This window comes from Synechococcus sp. GEYO, assembly GCF_900473955.1.
Classification (GTDB): Bacteria; Cyanobacteriota; Cyanobacteriia; order PCC-6307; family Cyanobiaceae; genus Synechococcus_C.
The window spans coordinates 19,668-36,324 of sequence record NZ_UCNL01000003.1; the positions used below are offsets into that span (position 1 = coordinate 19,668).

19 protein-coding genes are annotated in these 16,657 nt (G+C 58.5%); 14 read left to right on the forward strand and 5 right to left on the reverse strand.

What is annotated here, in order from left to right; genetic code table 11:
• Positions 1 to 14 precede the first annotated feature (14 nt).
• Together DXY37_RS00995 and DXY37_RS01000 are read right to left on the reverse strand one after the other, a co-directional pair.
• Positions 15 to 953 (reverse strand): ROK family protein, encoded by a 939-nt coding sequence (locus tag DXY37_RS00995; protein ID WP_115124962.1) that lies wholly within the window; start codon positions 951 to 953, stop codon positions 15 to 17.
• 3 nt (positions 954 to 956) lie between these two features.
• The gene (locus DXY37_RS01000; protein ID WP_244276763.1) at positions 957 to 5,315 is read right to left on the reverse strand and encodes a translocation/assembly module TamB domain-containing protein; all 4,359 of its coding nucleotides are present in this window, start codon (positions 5,313 to 5,315) and stop codon (positions 957 to 959) included.
• 115 nt (positions 5,316 to 5,430) lie between these two features.
• Between DXY37_RS01000 and DXY37_RS01005 the strand changes: the two genes are divergently transcribed.
• The 13 genes from DXY37_RS01005 to DXY37_RS13135 all read left to right on the forward strand — a co-directional run bounded on the left by DXY37_RS01005 (position 5,431) and on the right by DXY37_RS13135 (position 15,166).
• Positions 5,431 to 5,874 carry a Ycf51 family protein gene (locus DXY37_RS01005; RefSeq protein ID WP_115124964.1) on the forward strand — a complete coding sequence of 148 codons (444 nt, stop codon included), beginning with the start codon at positions 5,431 to 5,433 and terminating at the stop codon, positions 5,872 to 5,874.
• Positions 5,871 to 6,275, forward strand: coding sequence for a DUF4332 domain-containing protein (locus DXY37_RS01010; protein WP_115124965.1), 405 nt, complete (start codon positions 5,871 to 5,873; stop codon positions 6,273 to 6,275). The genes DXY37_RS01005 and DXY37_RS01010 overlap by 4 nt, the downstream gene beginning before the upstream one ends.
• Positions 6,276 to 6,341: 66 nt before the next feature.
• Entirely contained in the window at positions 6,342 to 6,629 is a 288-nt protein-coding gene (locus DXY37_RS01015; protein WP_115124966.1) for a hypothetical protein, read from the forward strand.
• The gene (locus DXY37_RS01020; RefSeq protein WP_115124967.1) at positions 6,619 to 8,268 is read left to right on the forward strand and encodes a CocE/NonD family hydrolase; all 1,650 of its coding nucleotides are present in this window, start codon (positions 6,619 to 6,621) and stop codon (positions 8,266 to 8,268) included. The genes DXY37_RS01015 and DXY37_RS01020 overlap by 11 nt, the downstream gene beginning before the upstream one ends.
• 22 nt (positions 8,269 to 8,290) lie before the next feature.
• Entirely contained in the window at positions 8,291 to 9,037 is a 747-nt protein-coding gene (locus tag DXY37_RS01025) for a DUF3887 domain-containing protein (RefSeq protein ID WP_115124968.1), read from the forward strand.
• 70 nt (positions 9,038 to 9,107) lie between these two features.
• A complete protein-coding gene (gene glgB / locus DXY37_RS01030; protein WP_115124969.1) occupies positions 9,108 to 11,405 on the forward strand; it encodes a 1,4-alpha-glucan branching protein GlgB in 2,298 nt (765 codons plus the stop codon).
• A 99-nt stretch (positions 11,406 to 11,504) separates the two neighbouring features.
• Positions 11,505 to 12,563, forward strand: coding sequence for a uroporphyrinogen decarboxylase (hemE, locus tag DXY37_RS01035; RefSeq protein WP_115124970.1), 1,059 nt, complete (start codon positions 11,505 to 11,507; stop codon positions 12,561 to 12,563).
• Positions 12,560 to 13,567: an NAD(P)-dependent oxidoreductase gene (locus tag DXY37_RS01040; protein WP_115124971.1), complete on the forward strand. Its 1,008-nt coding sequence runs from the start codon at positions 12,560 to 12,562 to the stop codon at positions 13,565 to 13,567. The genes hemE and DXY37_RS01040 overlap by 4 nt, the downstream gene beginning before the upstream one ends.
• Before the next feature lie 35 nt (positions 13,568 to 13,602).
• Positions 13,603 to 13,962, forward strand: coding sequence for a plastocyanin (gene petE, locus DXY37_RS01045; RefSeq protein WP_114992261.1), 360 nt, complete (start codon positions 13,603 to 13,605; stop codon positions 13,960 to 13,962).
• 127 nt (positions 13,963 to 14,089) lie between these two features.
• On the forward strand, positions 14,090 to 14,452 hold the full coding sequence (locus DXY37_RS01050) for a c-type cytochrome (protein WP_115124972.1): 363 nt from the start codon (positions 14,090 to 14,092) through the stop codon (positions 14,450 to 14,452).
• Positions 14,449 to 14,676 carry a Nif11-like leader peptide family natural product precursor gene (locus tag DXY37_RS01055; protein WP_170951734.1) on the forward strand — a complete coding sequence of 76 codons (228 nt, stop codon included), beginning with the start codon at positions 14,449 to 14,451 and terminating at the stop codon, positions 14,674 to 14,676. The genes DXY37_RS01050 and DXY37_RS01055 overlap by 4 nt, the downstream gene beginning before the upstream one ends.
• An 18-nt stretch (positions 14,677 to 14,694) precedes the next feature.
• The gene (locus DXY37_RS01060; protein WP_136975522.1) at positions 14,695 to 14,880 is read left to right on the forward strand and encodes a hypothetical protein; all 186 of its coding nucleotides are present in this window, start codon (positions 14,695 to 14,697) and stop codon (positions 14,878 to 14,880) included.
• Positions 14,881 to 14,998: 118 nt separating this feature from the next.
• A complete protein-coding gene (locus tag DXY37_RS13135; protein WP_170951735.1) occupies positions 14,999 to 15,166 on the forward strand; it encodes a hypothetical protein in 168 nt (55 codons plus the stop codon).
• 37 nt (positions 15,167 to 15,203) lie between these two features.
• Here DXY37_RS13135 and DXY37_RS01065 read toward each other — a convergent pair whose 3' ends face one another.
• Positions 15,204 to 15,509 carry a hypothetical protein gene (locus DXY37_RS01065; RefSeq protein WP_244276764.1) on the reverse strand — a complete coding sequence of 102 codons (306 nt, stop codon included), beginning with the start codon at positions 15,507 to 15,509 and terminating at the stop codon, positions 15,204 to 15,206.
• 59 nt (positions 15,510 to 15,568) lie between these two features.
• On the opposite strand from DXY37_RS01065, the gene DXY37_RS13140 reads away from it, so the two are divergent.
• On the forward strand, positions 15,569 to 15,727 hold the full coding sequence (locus DXY37_RS13140; RefSeq protein WP_170951736.1) for a hypothetical protein: 159 nt from the start codon (positions 15,569 to 15,571) through the stop codon (positions 15,725 to 15,727).
• Positions 15,728 to 15,734: 7 nt separating this feature from the next.
• On the opposite strand, the gene DXY37_RS01070 is transcribed toward DXY37_RS13140, so the two are convergent.
• Entirely contained in the window at positions 15,735 to 15,965 is a 231-nt protein-coding gene (locus tag DXY37_RS01070; protein ID WP_136975523.1) for a hypothetical protein, read from the reverse strand.
• Positions 15,966 to 16,233: 268 nt separating this feature from the next.
• Entirely contained in the window at positions 16,234 to 16,419 is a 186-nt protein-coding gene (locus tag DXY37_RS01080) for a hypothetical protein (RefSeq protein WP_115124977.1), read from the reverse strand.
• Between the last annotated feature and the right edge of the window lie 238 nt (positions 16,420 to 16,657).

Genomic DNA, 16,657 nt, shown 5'->3' on the forward strand with positions numbered 1-16,657 from the left:
CAAAACGGCTTCCATCATCCCGCCTGGGGCGACGGAGAAAGCAGCAACCGTTGCATCGCCAGGCGAGCAGCACCGAGACGACCTGCGCCATTACCCAGGGCACACGCCTTAATTTGCAGGCCCTCGCGACTCACCGACTGAACACGGGTGGCGACCTCCTGACGCACCGCAGGAAGGAAATGCTCACTGGCACCAGCTAGCCCGCCCCCGACCAGCACCAACTGGGGCGTGAACAGATAAACCAGCGAGCTGATCCCCGTACCCAGAAGCTGGCCGTAGCGCTCCCAATGCTCCCTGGCCTGAACATCCCCACGGGATGCAGCCATTGCCAGCGAAGACGGCTCAGCACCACTGAGTCGCTTCAGCCCGGCGATGCTCGCGAACTGTTCCAGAGAACCCCTGTTGCCGCTGTTGCACTCAGGGCCATCGGGAAACAGCGTGATCAGGCCTGGTTCCGCGGCGGCTCCGTTGTGCCCTGTGAACAACTGACCCCCAAGCATCACACCTCCACCAACGCCGGTTCCGAGAGTGAGCAACACCACGTCGCTGCAGCCCTGAGCTGCGCCTTTCCAGGCCTCACCCACGAGAGCGCAATTACCGTCGTTGGCGAGGGTGACCCTTTTCTGGAGGCGTGATTCAAGCCAGGCGGCCAGTGGGACCTCTTCCCAGCCCGGCAGATTGATGCAAACGCGGGCCACCCGCGCTTCAGCATCCATGGGCCCCGGTAAACCAATCCCCACCACCGAAGCCAGGCCATCAGGGTCAACGCTCCTAATGGCCTCGACGATCTCCACACAAACCGATCCCGGCGTAGCGGGTTGGGGTGTTGGTCGCTGGTGCTCTTCCAGCAACTCCCCTTCAAAGCTGAACAGACCGAGCTTGATCGCGGTTCCACCAAGATCAACACCCAGAACGCACCGATCAGCAATCGATTCAGCCGCCCCTTCACCCATCGATCAAAACCGCATGAACAGCTGCAACTGGCTCTGCCAGGTGCCCTGACTATCAACCGATCCGGACAGACTCATGTTCGGATTGATCTGATACGTCATGGTCCCCTGCGAGGGTATGTCGTTGCGGTTGGGAGCAGCCAGCACGGAGAAGTCGAAGCGCTCAGTGATGGAAACACCCACTTCAGTCACAAGGGCGAGCTGGGGCGGCACCTGACCGGAAACTCGCTCCTTTTCATTCTGAACAATGGTCGTGACATAGGTCGGATAAAGGGCGAACTGCAGCCTCTGGCTGAACGAATCCGAGAGCGTCCCCAGGACCGGAGACAACAGCGACTGCCCCAGAACAGCGGCTAGCGCGGCTCCTGCGCCGGCTTCCGACAGACCAGCAAGAGAGTTGCCGCCGATCAGTGCCAGTAACTGCGGCTGAGGAAGAGATGGCGTACTGCGCAGACGGATGCTCTGAGACAGTCGGTCGGCCGGTCCGCTGGCCGAAAGCATCACCTTGATCAGGCGGAGCTGTCCTCCGGCACCGAGATTACCAAGACCGTTGGTGTCAAACACCGATTTAGAGAAGGCGTTGTTGTCGTCGTTGTTGATGGTCACGTTGTCGGAAACCCGGGTGACCATGGCGACATCCACGTAGGGAATAAGCCCGAGGGCTGGAGTGAATACAGCGACGTTCGCAGCACTGCGATCAAGGCTGAAGGTTGTGGTGAACATGGAAACCCGTCCAGACAGCAGCTGCACGACGCCCTGCAGTTCCAGGCTTTGGTCAAGGGCACCATTGACGCTGAGAAGACCTTGCGTGGTGAACGTGGCCAGGGGCTGCACCTCGACTTTCAGCTTGGGACCAAGCGTGAGTCGCAGGTCACGGAATCCGATGAAAGGAAGCTTGGGCAGAGAGGCCTTGATCGAGCGGCTGGTCGCCGCCTCCACATCAGCCCCCCGCAGCACCAGAGGCTCTTTGAAGTCCCACTGATCCTCGATCAGTTCATCAATGGAGACTGCCTTGGTGGAGTCAGAGTTTCGAGACTGTGGATTTCTGACGCGGGAAAGCAGGGAGCGGTTCGGGCGAATCGCTCCGTGACTGACCTCAAGAATTCCGCCAATCTGTGGGTTCACCACAGCTCCGGTGAGCATCAGATCAGCGCCAACCTCGACATCGGCATTCGGAATTTTGATGCGTGCCTTTTCGAGCTGGATGCGTAGTGGATTGGGCTCGGGATAGGGGCGTAGAAGCGCCAGGGCACCACTGCCTTTGAGCTGACCACCCGAACCGAAACGACCCTTGAGCGACTGCACTTCCAGCCGATCAAAGTCGAAGACCATGGAGCCGTTGACTTTGGCAAGGCTCTGGCCCTGAGCCTTGAAGGCAGCATCCTTGATCACGATGTAGCCGTTGGCCTTCGGCGCTCGAAGCGTGCCGCCTAGCAACAGGCGAAGATCCACATCACCCTTGTCCCAAGACACGGTGTCATTGGTCAGCCCGGTGAGAAAGTTCAGGCCATCGCCAAGACTCACGATGCGGACATCAAGCGGCTGATCAGCAGCAAAGGGAATTCTGCCGGTGACGGTGACGGGCTCTGTGGAGGTCTCGGAGACGAGAGCCAGATCCAGATTGAGAGCCTGATCGCTGAGCAGCACCTGGCCGCGTTTCAACGCAATCGGGTTGGGGCCGAGGCGTGCATCCTCGAGAACCAGCTCGCTGCTGATCGCTGCATTAGAACCATCGAGGCGGTAGGTCCCCCTCATACCCAGTGCTCCCAGCAGTGACCTCGGCACGGGAGCGACGAGGGCCAAGAGGCTGAAGGGGAAGTGAGCAAAGGAGAACTGTCCCTCTCCTCCCTGCAGTGGGCCTTCAATCCGTGCAGTGAAGGGTTTCACCTGCAAGGCGTAATCCGCATCCTCACCCTCGATCCACAGATGACCTCGGGCCTTGAGATCAAGATTGAGACGACTGAGCCGAGGTCCGGTCAGATCGATCACCGCATCCACTTGCCCGCGGAGATCCTCAAGACGGAATGGTTCCCGTTCACGGTTCTGCAGACGCGCTTGCAGCAATGCCTTCCGGGCGTTCCGCAGGGCCTCCAGTTGCCCATCGAGATTGCCGCCGAATGTCTTGATCAGCAGCGTGCCCAGATCGGATGCTGAGCCCTGCTCTGAGGGAGCATCCTTGTTCAACCTGGGCAAGCTGAGAGCACTGTTGCTGAGCCAGCGTGCGCTCAGTCCCCTCGCCACAGCCTGGCCCTTGAAAAAGCCATCAAGCTGTCCTTCGGCATCCACGGTGATCTGGCCCGTATCCGGCGGCAGAAGTTCGCTCGTGATGGCATAACGACGGTCCGCGTAACGGCCCGTGAGCAGAATCTGCTGCAGCTGCAGGCCCATGATTCCAGGGCGACTGATGCTCAGATCGCCCGTCATGGCGAGCGGTTGCAGTCCGAGAATGCCCTCACCACTCAAACGGCCATAAACCCCTTCCCAGCGTTGCCTGGGGGGAAGCGCCAGTTCCAGTCCATCGACCGTTAAATCAGTGGCTGTCCATCGGTAACCGGCAGGCGTTCCACGGAGCTGCAGATCCCCCTTGCGGCGACGCAGCATCACATCAGTGGGAAGCCAGTTCGCACCAAGCCGGGCCTCAAGAGATCCAGCAATGACTGATCCCACCGAAGCCATCGACAGCACACCACCGCCGCCGGTGCGACCGAGGAAGGTTCCACTCCAGTCCTCCATGAGGCGCACAGCACCCGCCCGCGGATGATTCAAGGCAAAGCGCAGATCAGGTCGCAATGCATCGAGAGGGCCCAGAACCCGACCGGATGCAGCAATCGTTCCATCCATCTCTGTGCCCAGAAGAGGACCCAGACGCTTGAGGGGATAGGAGTCAAGCCGTAGATCGGCCTCCAATGGACCGGGTTTCAGCCCACCTGCACCAAGGCTGAGCGGCATCCTGGCGCTGGCGGTGAAATCAGGACTGCGGAACTTCTCAAGCTCCAGCAGTCCTGATTGCGCAGTCCAACCAGCCTGCAGCGACCATGCTTCAAGCAAGGGATTACTGGCCTGAGCCATGTCCAGAGACAACTCAGGCTTCAACGTTGCACCGCTCAACTGGAGCTTTCCCGTCAAGGGAGCTGCCGTACCGAACAGAGGCGAGACGAGAGGAAGGTGCTTCCAGGCGGCCCCCGCCAGCTCAAGCCGCTGGGTGACGACCTGCAGCTGAGGATGCAGGGCCCCTTTGGCCTTCACATCCACACCAGGCGCTTGAAGAACAAACCGTTCCAGCGTTGCCGACCAGTCCTGGCGGTCCCGCCAATCGGCACTCAGCTGAGCTGCAAGGCGAAGAGGTACGTCTAACGGAATGGAGTCAGGCAAGGCCCAGAGCCCATTGACGCGCAGCTTCGGTTGAGACCAATCACCCTCGAGCCGAAACGCCAGATTGCGGTTCTGATCCAGTTCCTTGAAGGCTGCCTTCAGAGCAAAGGTGCGGTTGAGACGCACGTTGCCGCCCAGGGAAGCCACATAGGGCCCGTAAGTCCATCGACTGTTCGGGACTTTGAGCGTGTCCCCGCGACAACTGACTCGCAACTGCGGAGACTCCAGCCTGTACTCCATGGCCTGGCCACTGAACTGCGCTCTCTGCAGAGACAGCCCGCCGCTGCAGTTGGCTTGTCCTCCACGCCAACCCAGGCGCAGATTGCCACCAAGCTGCCCCTGCATCTGAACGGGGAGCTTCAACGGCAACAGGCCCTGATAGCGAGCCAACTGAATCCGTTCCAGCTGGGTGGTGAGCTCAAATTCCGGGCGGACCCAACGGCCTCGTGCCTTGACGGTGATGCGCCCCCTATCTGGAAGCACGAGCTTGAGGACGCCATCAGCCCTGTGCTCATCAAGACGGATGCCGGTCCAACCAGCAGCTGTCAAGCTGAGACCCGCAGAGTCGATCTTGATCCTGGCGGGGTCGCTGAAACGCACCTGCAGATCCAAGCGGGGTGGGTCGCCTTGCTCTGGGAAGGGTCCTGGAACCCAGTAACGGCCCTGGTCATTGCGCCGTAGATCGAGCTGAGCTCCTCTGACCCGCACCATGAGAACGGGCTTGAATCGCAGAAGACTGGCGAAGGGATCGAGGCCGATGGTGAGGCGCTGAATCTCTGCAGTCGACTGATCGAGTGGACCTTTGCGGACCTGAACAGGACCTAGCGCAAGTCCCTGCAGACCCAGGCCGCGATAGCGACCGATGCTGACGGGGTGACCAAGAGGCTTGGAGATCTGAGCCTCGATGTCTGGACGCACCCGCTGAAACAGCGAACTGGCCCAGTGATCGGCGGCGAACCACAGCACCACCCCACCGATGAGGGATCCACCCAAAACAGACAGGACGAGCCTGTTACGCCGCATGCTGGTTGGACCTCCTCGCATCGATGCCCGTCAATACGCCGGAGGTCGACGCAATATAAGGAGCACATTCCGAGCAGACCAGCCCATGCCACTTGAGGAATTGCTCTCCACCTCCAGCATCTGGCTCGCCAAAGGCGGGCTGGCGCTGTTTGGCTTGACCCTGATCGCCTTCATCTCCCGCTGGGGCATCCGTTTCCGACTGGTGGGAGTGAGCAGCTTCACACTGCTGTTATCGGCCAGCTGCTGGGCTTTTGGTCTCAGCTACACACCCAGCGTCAGCGTGGAGGGAGCATGGCGAGCCCCGGTGGTTTTTGACAATGGTGATGATCTGGTGGTGGCTCAGGCCCAGGCCGATTTTCCAGACGAAGCGATCGAACCGACCCTGCAGCAATTGGCGGGGAATGTTCGTCCTGGCGGCCGCAACAGCCCTGAGGTGACTGTTCGTTTACGTCAGCTCCAGCCTGCGGGTGAAGGAGCTTCCAGATCAGTGGTTCTGGGCGAAACCGTTCGCGACTTCCGAGCCGAATGAGAACAGAGGATCTACTGCAGGAGCTACCCCAGGGCCTGCGCGATGAACTGAAACAGCTGCTGGCTTCCGGCATCACCACCTGGGGGCAGCTGCAGTCTCTGGACGAGCTGCAAATCAGTCGACTGGCCTCCAGCGGTCGGGCGTCAGCACGCAACCTCAGACGGCTCCAAGGCATGGCTGATCTGGCCTGCTCTTTGGACCTGGCCCCTCAGGATGCTGCCCTGCTGATGCACGCAGGACTGGCCACCGTGACAGCGATCGCTGGGGCCACCCCACAGGACGTGCTCACTCGCACCGGACGACTGGAACGTCAGCTGCGAAGCGGACGGCCCCCAGTTGTAGATCTTGCCGTGGCCCGCCGCTGGATCCTCCGTGCCAAGGAGAGGCAAAACACGAACTGACCGTCCAGACCAGCAAGCTCCGTCTCACCCGTTTCAAATGAGGGACAGATTCGGACAGAGGTTCCGATGCGTTTCCTCAACAACCTCAGATTCGCAACAGTTGCCGCAGTTTCAACCCTGCTTGCGGTGAGCCCTTTCAGTCAGGCCCAGTCGTCTCTTTTGGAAAGCGTTAAGCGCAATCCCGGTGAAGCCCAGGCACTCTGCCAACAGTTCAAATCCATCAATGCCCAAGGAGAGTCGGCACTGTCCAGCCAATCAATTGCTGTGATTGCTGGCCAACGCAACCTCAACAAGACGGAAGCTGAGATTGTGGCGACCTACGTGATCGGACTCAATTGCCCGGATGTTCGCTGATGCGTCACTGATCACTCGCGACGGCGTTGAGCTGGTCTCGCGAGTGTGGCGACCCTGCGGAGATGGCCCCTGGCCTGCGCTGTTGATGCGACAGCCCTACGGCAAGTCCATCGCTTCAAGCGTCACGCTCCCTCACCCGGAGTGGTGGTGCAGTCACGGCTTTGTGGTGGTGGTTCAGGATGTGCGCGGCCAGGGAGCATCGGGAGGACATTTCGGCGGCTTCTCCCAGGAAGCGCAAGACACGACCGACACCTTGAGTTGGCTGAGACAAAGGCCAGAGGTCAATGGTCGAGTCGGGATGTACGGCTTCTCCTATCAAGGCCTGACCCAACTGCTGGCGCCTTCGGAGTGCCCACCACCCGATTGCCTGGCACCGGCGATGTGCGGCCTGGACGAACGGGACCACTGGAGTTGCGACGGCAACGCCCACTGGTGGCATCTGGGGCTGGGTTGGGGCTTGCAGCTGGCCAGTCTCCAGGCCAAAAGGCGGGGAGACCATCAGGCCTGGGACGAGATGCGACGCAGCCTTGAAGACGGCAGCTATCTGCGTGAAGGCATGTCGATGCTTGAACACCACGATCCCGAGGGCATGGCCCTGCGCTGGCTCAAGCAAAGCCCCGAACGGGACAGCGACTGGATCCAACACTCCATGCCACATCGATGGCTGCAGCAACCGATGCTGTTACTTGGTGGCTGGTGGGATCCCCATCTCCGCGGCGTGATTGCTCTTGCGGAAAAAGCCAGAGCGGCGGGAGGGCGACCTGAACTCCACATCGGCCCTGCTACCCATCTGCAGTGGTGGGCAGAGAGCAGCGAGCTGCTGCTGAAGTTCTTCCAGCGGCATTTGATCGACTCTCCCAGCGACTGCGCCCCCCCGAACAGTGCGGATGACATCGCCGTCTGGCTGTGGGACCAAGTCAGCGACAGCTGGTGCGGAGCAGACGATCTGCATCCAGCATCGATCACCCCCCTATCCCCGGTCTCCTCACAACCTTTCGATCAGCAGCGCTGGCATCTCTGCAGTCGAGGCCTCGCCTGCCTTGACCCAGAAGAAGGACAGATCCTTGACGCAGCATCTGACCATGGCGGCAAGGTGGTGATCGTGCATGACCCATGGCGGCCTGTACCCGCCATCGGTGGGCATCTCAGCCCAAGCGCCGGGCCCTGCGATCGGGCATCCCTTGATCGTCGCAGTGACGTGGCGGTGTTCACCGGTGAACCCCTTAAGGGCGCCCTGCCTCTGCAGGGCAAGCCGAAGCTCAAACTTCACGTCTGCGCAGACCAGCCTGGATTTGATCTTTGTGTGGCCTTGTCGCGATTGCCTCGTGGCAAGAACACGGTGCAACAGCTCTCGACGGGGATGCTGCGAATCCGCGGACAGCAAGCATTCGAGCTCTGTGAACGGGAGGTAGACCTTCAGCCGCTGCTTGCCACGCTCGAACCCGGCGACAGGCTGCGTTTATCGATTGCAGGAGCCGCCTGGCCAGCCATTGCCATCAATCCTGGGCATGAGGCCGTGGCCTGCAGCGCACCCAGTGCCGATTGCCGTGTGATCAGCATCGAGTTGCATCTTGATATGGCTCAGTTTTGGATGCTGCCTCTGCTGGCGCCCCAACACCTGGGAACTCCGGCAGACTGATTCGAACGTTCTGACGATTGCCGTGAAGTTCACCTCCTGTCTTCTGGCCGCTGCCATGGCCACCTGCACTGTGGAGATGATCCCTGCGGCAAGCGTCCGAGCAGAGATCCAGGTTGCACAGGCCCTCAATGCGCCGCGGACCAATCTCACTCCAAGCCAAGCCCAAAACGCCGCCAAAGAACTGCTCACATCGATCCAAGCGAAGAACGCGCAGGGGATTTACAAGTTGTTGGCGACGCCCCTGAAATCAGCCACCAGCGTGGAGGCCATCAGCCAGCGGCTTCAAAGCGCGCCCATGATCGAATCCTTCCGAGTGGTCTCGGTCAATCCAGGTCTTGACGACACGACCGTGGAAACCGTGGCCATCACCAACAGCGGCACCCGTGAACTGCCTCTGTTACTGGTGCTCGATGACGACGGACAACTGCTGGCCTGGAAGTGGGTCGAGACGGTGCTCCCGATCGAACAGACCGCACTGAAGTTTGTGCAAGATCTGGATGCCGGTCGTTGGATCGCAGCCCGGTATTACCTGGACCTCGACTTTCAAAAGGATATCTCCCCAGCTGACCTCAAACGCAAGTGGTCGAAGCTGGAGCGGGTTCTCGGAGGGGTGAAGAGCATCAAGAGCGCGCTTGCAGCCTCTAGCAGCAATGAGCAGCAACTGGTGTTGGTCACGATTGAATTCGGCAACATGACCGACAACCTCTTTGTGATCTTCAACCGCCAGGGGCGGATCATCAACGTCGACTTCTCAGCAGATCTGGTCTGAAATCCCTGGCAGGAAAGGAGTTTGAGCAGGCTTTCCGCTTAAGCTCCCGGCCTACGAAAGCTCCGTCGTCATGACCATCACTGTGCAGGACTGGATGGTTGAGGATGCCCAGCGACTGGCGGAGTGTCGTCACGACCACCCCCTCTCCATTCTCGGCCCTCAATCCCAAGACAACGGTGGCTGGGTCATCCGTGTCTGGATGCCCGAAGCCGACAACGTGACTCTTCTGACTGGTTCAGAGGAGATCGCCATGGCAACTCCACACCATCCCTGGATCTTCGAAACCGAGGTCAATCGCAACCCAGGGAGTACCTACAGGGTGCGCGTGAACCGTGGAGGAATAACCCATGAACAGCATGATCCGTGGGCCTTCCGTCAGGAATGGATGGGCGAAATGGACCGCCATCTGTTCGCGGAGGGGAATCACCATCACATCTGGCGGCGCATGGGTGCCCATCGCTGCGATCAAGACGGCGTCCAGGGTGTGATGTTCTGCCTGTGGGCTCCGAACGCCCGCAGCGTCAGCGTGATCGGCGATCTCAATAGCTGGGATGGTCGCCAGCACCCAATGCAACAGCGCCTCGGCGGGATCTGGGAGCTGTTCATCCCCGGAATGGCTGAAGGAGAGCTCTACAAATACGAAATCCGAACCCACGACGGCCACTGCTACCAAAAGGCCGATCCCTACGGCTTCCAGCACGAAGTGCGTCCAGACACAAGCTCCCTGGTGAGCCATCTCGATGGTTTCAACTGGACGGACAGCAGCTGGATGCAGACGCGCGACAGCAGCAATGTGCTGGACCAGCCGATCTCTGTATATGAGATGCACCTTGGCAGCTGGATTCACGCCTCCGCGGAAGAGCCTTTCATTGAGGCCGATGGCAGTGCCAGGCCACCGGTTCCCGCAGCAGATCTCAAACCAGGTGCTCGCCTGCTCACCTATCCGGAACTGGCTGATCGCCTGATTCCCTACGTCAAGGAAAGGGGCTTCACGCACATCGAACTGATGCCGATCACCGAGCATCCATTTGATGGCTCCTGGGGTTACCAGGTCACTGGCTGGTACGCCCCGACCAGCCGCTACGGAACCCCTGATGAATTCCGGGGTTTTGTCGATCGATGCCACGCCGAGGGCATCGGCGTGATCATCGACTGGGTGCCAGGTCACTTCCCCCGTGACAGCCACGGTTTGGCCTTTTTTGATGGCTGCCATTTGTATGAGCACGCCGATCCACGCATCGGCGAGCACAAGGAATGGGGCACGCTGATCTTCAACTACAGCCGCAATGAAGTTCGCAACTTTCTTGTGGCCAATCTGGTGTTCTGGTTCGACCAGTTCCACATCGACGGCATCCGGGTGGATGCGGTGGCCTCCATGCTCTACCGCGACTACCTGCGGCCGGACGGCGAATGGCTACCCAATGAGAACGGCGGCCGTGAGAACACTGAAGCGGTTCGTTTCCTTCAGCAGGCCAATCACGTGCTCTTCCAGCATTTCCCAGGAGCACTGTCGATTGCGGAGGAATCCACCACCTGGCCGATGGTGACCCAGCCCACCGATATCGGGGGCCTTGGCTTCAACCTGAAATGGAACATGGGTTGGATGCACGACATGCTCGATTACTTCGAGCTGGATCCCTGGTTCCGACAGTTTCATCAGAACAACATCACTTTCTCGATTTGGTACACCTACACCGAGAATTTCATGCTTGCCCTAAGCCACGATGAAGTGGTGCATGGCAAGAGTCATCTTCTGCACAAGATGCCTGGAGACGACTGGCAGAAATATGCGAACACGCGCGCTCTTCTGGCCTACATGTGGACTCACCCAGGCAAGAAAACCATCTTCATGGGCATGGAATTCGGTCAGCGAGCCGAATGGAATGTGTGGGGCGATCTGCAATGGGATCTGCTGAACCACGAACCGCATCAAGGGCTTCAACTCCTGGTGGGCGATCTCAATGCTCTTTACAAGGCCGAACCTGCTTTATGGAGGGATGACTTCGATCAGTTCGGCTTCCAATGGATCGATTGCAACGACAATCGCCATTCAGTGATCAGCTTCATGCGCAGGGAAAGCAGCAGCGGAACCTGGCTGGTGGTGGTTGCCAATTTCACTCCTCAGAGTCATTCCCACTACAGAGTGGGCGTGCCACTGGCGGGCTTCTACGAGGAGATTTTCAACACAGATGCAGCCAAATACGGGGGCAGCAACCTGGGCAACATGGGAGGCAAACCCACCGATGAGTGGGGCATTCATGGATACGAGAACTCTCTGGATCTGTGCCTGCCACCGCTAAGCCTGATGGTGTTCAGACACGATCCGAAACGCAGCTTGAGCGCTCTTGAGCAAACCGAGAGCGCCTGAAACCAGGCGAACGATGTGACGAACAGCTGAGCATGCCTGGAATCCAGCGCTTCTGCACAGTTTCTTCAGGTAGGTTTCCGATTGATTCGATTCGGCTTGATGAGCAACTCTCTGCCTCTGTTACTGCGTGCAGCCCGTGGTGAAGCGGTGGAGCGTCCTCCGGTCTGGATGATGCGTCAGGCCGGCCGTTACATGAAGATCTACCGCGACCTGAGGGACAAGTACCCCAGCTTTCGCGAGCGCTCTGAAAATCCAGACCTCTCCTACGAGATCTCGATGCAACCCTTCAGGGCCTTCAAGCCAGACGGGGTGATCTTGTTCTCCGACATCCTCACGCCTCTTCCTGGCATGGGAATCGACTTCGACATCATCGAGAGCAAAGGGCCTCAGATCGGCAATCCGATCCGTAATCTCGACCAGGTCAATTCTCTGCGACCCTTGATTCCCAGCGAATCCATGCCCTTTGTGGGCGAAGTGCTGGGTCGTTTACGTGAGAGTGTCGGCAATGAGGCGGCTGTACTGGGTTTCGTTGGTGCTCCCTGGACGCTGGCCGCCTACGTGGTTGAAGGCAAAAGCAGCAAAAACTATGCGGTGATCAAGGCCATGGCCTTCCGTGAGCCCGAATTGCTGCACAAACTGCTCGACCATTTCGCCGAGTCCATTGCCAACTACCTGCGCTATCAGATCGATTCCGGGGCACAAGTGGTGCAGATGTTCGACTCCTGGGCAGGTCAACTCAGCCCAGCCGACTACGACGTCTTCGCGGCTCCTTACCAGAAAAAGGTGGTCGACCTGGTCAAGCAGACCCATCCCGATACCCCGTTCATCCTTTATATCTCTGGCAGCGCCGGCGTGATCGAACGGATGGCCCAGACCGGTGTGGACATCATCTCCCTCGACTGGACCGTGGACATGGCAGAGGCCTGTGCACGCCTGCCTGAACACATCGGTGTACAAGGCAATGTTGATCCCGGCCTGCTGTTCGGAACCCCTCAGGCCATCGAAGCCCGAATCGATGACTGCGTTCGCAAGGCCAGAGGTCGCCGCCACATCCTGAACCTCGGCCATGGAATTCTTCCCGGCACACCCGAGGAGAATGGAGCTGCCTTCTTCACAGCAGGCAAGAGCGTGATGGACCGAGTTGGGGCTCTCGCTTGAGTCAGACCACAACTCCGCCGCGCATCCTGATCACGGGTGCCAGCGGCTGCGTCGGGCAATACACCACTTCATGGCTGCTGGAGAACAGCGACGCAGAGCTGCTGCTCTGGCTGCGTGATCCCAGCAAACTCACTGCGGTTTCCGCGGATCATCCGCGGATCCAACTGCTGGTGGGCGACCTTCGCGAAGCCGATCGATTCGCATCTGAGTTGGCCAGTGTGCACCGCGTGATCCACACAGCCACTGCCTGGGGGGATCCCGAACGGGCTCAGCAGGTGAATATTGTGGCCGTGAAGCGAATGCTGTCACTGCTCAATCCATCCTTGGTCGAGCAAATCACCTATTTCTCAACAGCCAGCATCCTGGATCGGCATCTGCAGCCCCTCACCGAAGCACTGGCCTACGGCACTGAATACATCCAGACCAAAGCCCAGTGCCTGAAAGATTTAGAGGGGCATCCTCTCGCCGAGAAAATTGTCGCCGTCTTCCCCACCCTGGTGTTCGGAGGCCGAGTGGACGGCAGCAGTCCTTTCCCCACCAGCTACCTCACCGAAGGTCTCGCAGAAGCCAGCAAATGGCTCTGGCTGGCTCGATTCCTTAGGGCCGATGCCAGCTTCCACTTCATCCACGCAGCAGACATCGCTGCGATTTGCGGCTATCTCGCCACCCATCCCCATCAACGCAACCCGGAGCCCGGCCAGGGAGCTGTGCGCAGGATTGTGATGGGACAGAAGGCCATCAGCGTGAATGAAGCAGTGGCCAGCCTCTGCCGCTGGCGTGGAATTCGACGAACTCCTGGTATCCCGCTTTGGCCATGGTTGATCGAAACACTGATCAAGGTGCTGCCGATCGAGGTCAATGCCTGGGATCGCTTTTCCATTCGACAGCGCCATTTCATTCACGAACCCGTCACCCAACCAGAGCGCTTCGGCGTCAAAAGCCATGCCGCAGATCTTGAATCGGTCTTGCTGGATTCAGGTTTACCGAAACGGGGATCACCCTGAGATACGCCTATAATTAATCAACTTCAACAGTCGTCATGCTGAAGAGCCTTAAATCGATTTTCTACACCGCCCTCGCTTTTGTGCTGGCCTGCACCGTGGGTGTTGCTTCCGCAAGTGCCGCCACCGTTGAGGTGAAGCTTGGCGCAGACTCAGGAATGCTGGCGTTCGAGCCCAGCTCGGTCACGATCAAAGCCGGTGACACCGTCAAGTTCGTCAACAACAAGATGGCCCCTCACAACGCCGTCTTTGAAGGTCACGACGAATACAGCCACCCCGACCTGGCCTTCTCCCCCGGCGAATCCTGGGAAGAAACCTTCAGTGAAGCCGGTACTTACGACTTCTATTGCGAGCCCCACCGCGGTGCTGGCATGGTTGGCCAAGTGATCGTCGAGTGATTTGTTCAGAAATCACCTGATTTTTCAGGTTTCAACATATTCAGACCCCAGATTGTCAACGTTCAACCTGGGGTCTTTTCTTGTTGTTGATGATGGATAGGTTTGGCATAGAGATGAACGCCAAGGGATGCCAAACCCTGCTTCTGCACTGGCACTGATCCTCAGCCTCTGCCTCACTCTCGGAGCGGCTCTGCCGGTAAGAGCCATGACTGAAGCTGACCTGTCTCATGGAGCCCAGCTGTTCTCGACCAACTGTGCTGCCTGCCATATGGGTGGCGGCAATGTAATCAGAGCCACTCGCACCCTGAGCCAGGCGGACTTGCAGGCCTACCTCGATTCCTACAACCAGCATCCGATTGAAGCCATCGAGCATCAGATCGAGAACGGTAAAAATGCCATGCCTTCCTACGAAGGCAAGCTGAGTCTCACTGAAATCGATGATGTCGCTGCATTCGTCGAAAAACAGGCTGAAAAAGGATGGTCACGATGAGCAGAGAAGCATTGAGTGCCTTTGTGCGTGCGCTCGAACACAGTGAATCGCTCAGACGACAACTGCGTGGCTGCTCAGATGATGCTGAGATTGTGGCTTTAGCAAGAAGTCTCGACTTCGCTTTGAATCCTGCCGACTTGGTCGCAGACGATCAGACGTCAAAAATGGAGAGCTGGTTCAGCCGCAGTGCTCTGGGAATCAGAACGCACGGCAGCACAGACTGAACCTTTGTGGCCCTGGCCATGCCAGTCGTCACCCTGCTGAGCGACTTCGTTGATGGAACCTCGATGGCGCTCAGCGAACACACCGAGGCACCAAGTCTCAATAACTACATGATCCGCAACCCAGGTCAACTCTGGGCAGGCATGCAACAACGACGCTTAGCGAGAAACCTCACCCGCCAGGCGCAAGCCAAAGGCTTTGGCTGAACACGAGCTGCGCCAGAAAGGTAGCAACCGACACACTTTTAACTTCCTTTAAGGATTTCAGGTGGGTGCTTTCCGGCGTCCTGCTGATCAACGAAAGTGCATTCGCTCGAGAATGCTCATGAACGACACCATTCACAACCGTCGCGGGACCAGCCTGAAGTGGGAAACCAACGGAGAACTGGCTGGAGCCGATCTGCGCAACATCCTGCATCGACTTCAAGAAGCCGACCCCAACGCTCAGGGGTTGAATCAATGCGACCTGATTGATCGACCACAACAGAGGTAACTGAACTTGCCGGGACGCCGATCGTCAACAACTGAGATCAGAGCAGCTCGGCCATACGATCCACACTGGATCCGATGCATTCGACCACAAATCCCTCCAACCCCTGATCATCACGGCCTGGCCTGAGCCTGAAGAGATAGGCATTCACCCAGGCCGTTTCGGCGTTATTAACATCGTGACCGCGATCGACAAAACCAGGTTTCTGATCAAACAGGTGTAGAAGAATCGACAACACATCCTGCCGGGACAGACATTCAGGATCGATCAAGGGCAGCTGATCCCTGATCTCAAGAAACGAGATCGCAGCCGAATAATCGAAATCCTCAGGCACCACAACCGACATCAGCACCGCCTCGATACTGGGATGGTAAATGCGACAGACACAACGACTCGCCGTCAGCCATGAGCATTGAAGCCAACGACCGCCACCACTGGATCGAAGAGATCGCATTTCTTGAAGCCCGCCTGAATGGCAGTCAGGGAGACATCGACAAGGAGGATCGTGCAGCCTGTGAGGAAGCCCTCAAAGCAGCAAAAGTCAATCTTGCGGCCTGTCGCTGAGACGGCCTTACGACCGAAGGGTGTGGCACGGAGAGACAAAACTCTGCCGCTTCGCGAAGAGCTGCTTGCGAGGTCTTGAAGCTCTCTGCAGACGAATCGTTTCAGACAAGAGCTTGGCCTGCAGCGACATCTGACGGTTCTCTTGATCACGCCAGTACTGCTGCATCGTGCTCGGCCAGTACTCAGACACACGATCCAGCTTGGGGGTCTTGTCGCCGGAGATATTGATAACGGACATGCAGCTCACCATCAATGAGGTCATCTCCAACCCCTAGCCAGAGACGAACGGAGTGGCAGCAATAACGTCACTGATACTTGGACGTTATCTGCCAGCTGACCTTGTCGCATCCATGTCGCTTTTCAGCTCACAGCAGGGAAGTTGCTGGTGATACTGGGCGGGTTCACGCATCGCCCAGTACTCATCGACCACACCAAGAAGGTGAGCACCAATCCGAGTCAGCCATGACCGTATCTTCATCCCTTCATCCTGCCGAACAGAGGACGATTCAGCCACGGATACCAGCCTGCCGGTCAGGGTTACTGAGTCTGAGATCGGGCTCTGACTGTTCAATCCATTGCCTCCACTCCGAAGCTGTGGTTGGCGACACACACTCAACCAGAGCGTTGTCGGTCCAGTAGTCGGGTGAATCGAGAATTCCCAGATGCAGGGGACAGGACGGGGCAGCCTTCACAACCCACTCCTTCAGATTTGCTTAACCATGGCTCAGGTCTCGGTTGCGATGCAACTGTGCGAAACACAGAAAATTCTGACGACCAGCTTGGCGCGAAGACCAAAGAAAACCTGGAGTAGGAGCCACTGAATAGGTCGTCTTCACAACCCTTCAGGAATAGCTGTAGAAACGTGATGGCTTCAACGATGCAACGAGCCCTGGCCATGGGGGTTGGTATCGGAATCGCCAGCGTTGGCGC

Coding starts and splice junctions, on each gene's coding strand:
- DXY37_RS01010 (WP_115124965.1), top strand. CDS start 5,871: ATGAGAACAGAGGATCTACTGCAGGAGCTACCCCAGGGCCTGCGCGAT.
- DXY37_RS01055 (WP_170951734.1), top strand. CDS start 14,449: ATGAGCAGAGAAGCATTGAGTGCCTTTGTGCGTGCGCTCGAACACAGT.
- DXY37_RS01065 (WP_244276764.1), bottom strand. CDS start 15,509: ATGTCGGTTGTGGTGCCTGAGGATTTCGATTATTCGGCTGCGATCTCG.
- glgB (WP_115124969.1), top strand. CDS start 9,108: ATGACCATCACTGTGCAGGACTGGATGGTTGAGGATGCCCAGCGACTG.
- DXY37_RS01020 (WP_115124967.1), top strand. CDS start 6,619: ATGTTCGCTGATGCGTCACTGATCACTCGCGACGGCGTTGAGCTGGTC.
- DXY37_RS00995 (WP_115124962.1), bottom strand. CDS start 953: ATGGGTGAAGGGGCGGCTGAATCGATTGCTGATCGGTGCGTTCTGGGT.
- DXY37_RS13135 (WP_170951735.1), top strand. CDS start 14,999: ATGAACGACACCATTCACAACCGTCGCGGGACCAGCCTGAAGTGGGAA.
- hemE (WP_115124970.1), top strand. CDS start 11,505: ATGAGCAACTCTCTGCCTCTGTTACTGCGTGCAGCCCGTGGTGAAGCG.
- petE (WP_114992261.1), top strand. CDS start 13,603: ATGCTGAAGAGCCTTAAATCGATTTTCTACACCGCCCTCGCTTTTGTG.
- DXY37_RS01015 (WP_115124966.1), top strand. CDS start 6,342: ATGCGTTTCCTCAACAACCTCAGATTCGCAACAGTTGCCGCAGTTTCA.
- DXY37_RS01070 (WP_136975523.1), bottom strand. CDS start 15,965: ATGTCCGTTATCAATATCTCCGGCGACAAGACCCCCAAGCTGGATCGT.
- DXY37_RS01050 (WP_115124972.1), top strand. CDS start 14,090: ATGCCAAACCCTGCTTCTGCACTGGCACTGATCCTCAGCCTCTGCCTC.
- DXY37_RS01005 (WP_115124964.1), top strand. CDS start 5,431: ATGCCACTTGAGGAATTGCTCTCCACCTCCAGCATCTGGCTCGCCAAA.
- DXY37_RS01060 (WP_136975522.1), top strand. CDS start 14,695: ATGCCAGTCGTCACCCTGCTGAGCGACTTCGTTGATGGAACCTCGATG.
- DXY37_RS13140 (WP_170951736.1), top strand. CDS start 15,569: ATGAGCATTGAAGCCAACGACCGCCACCACTGGATCGAAGAGATCGCA.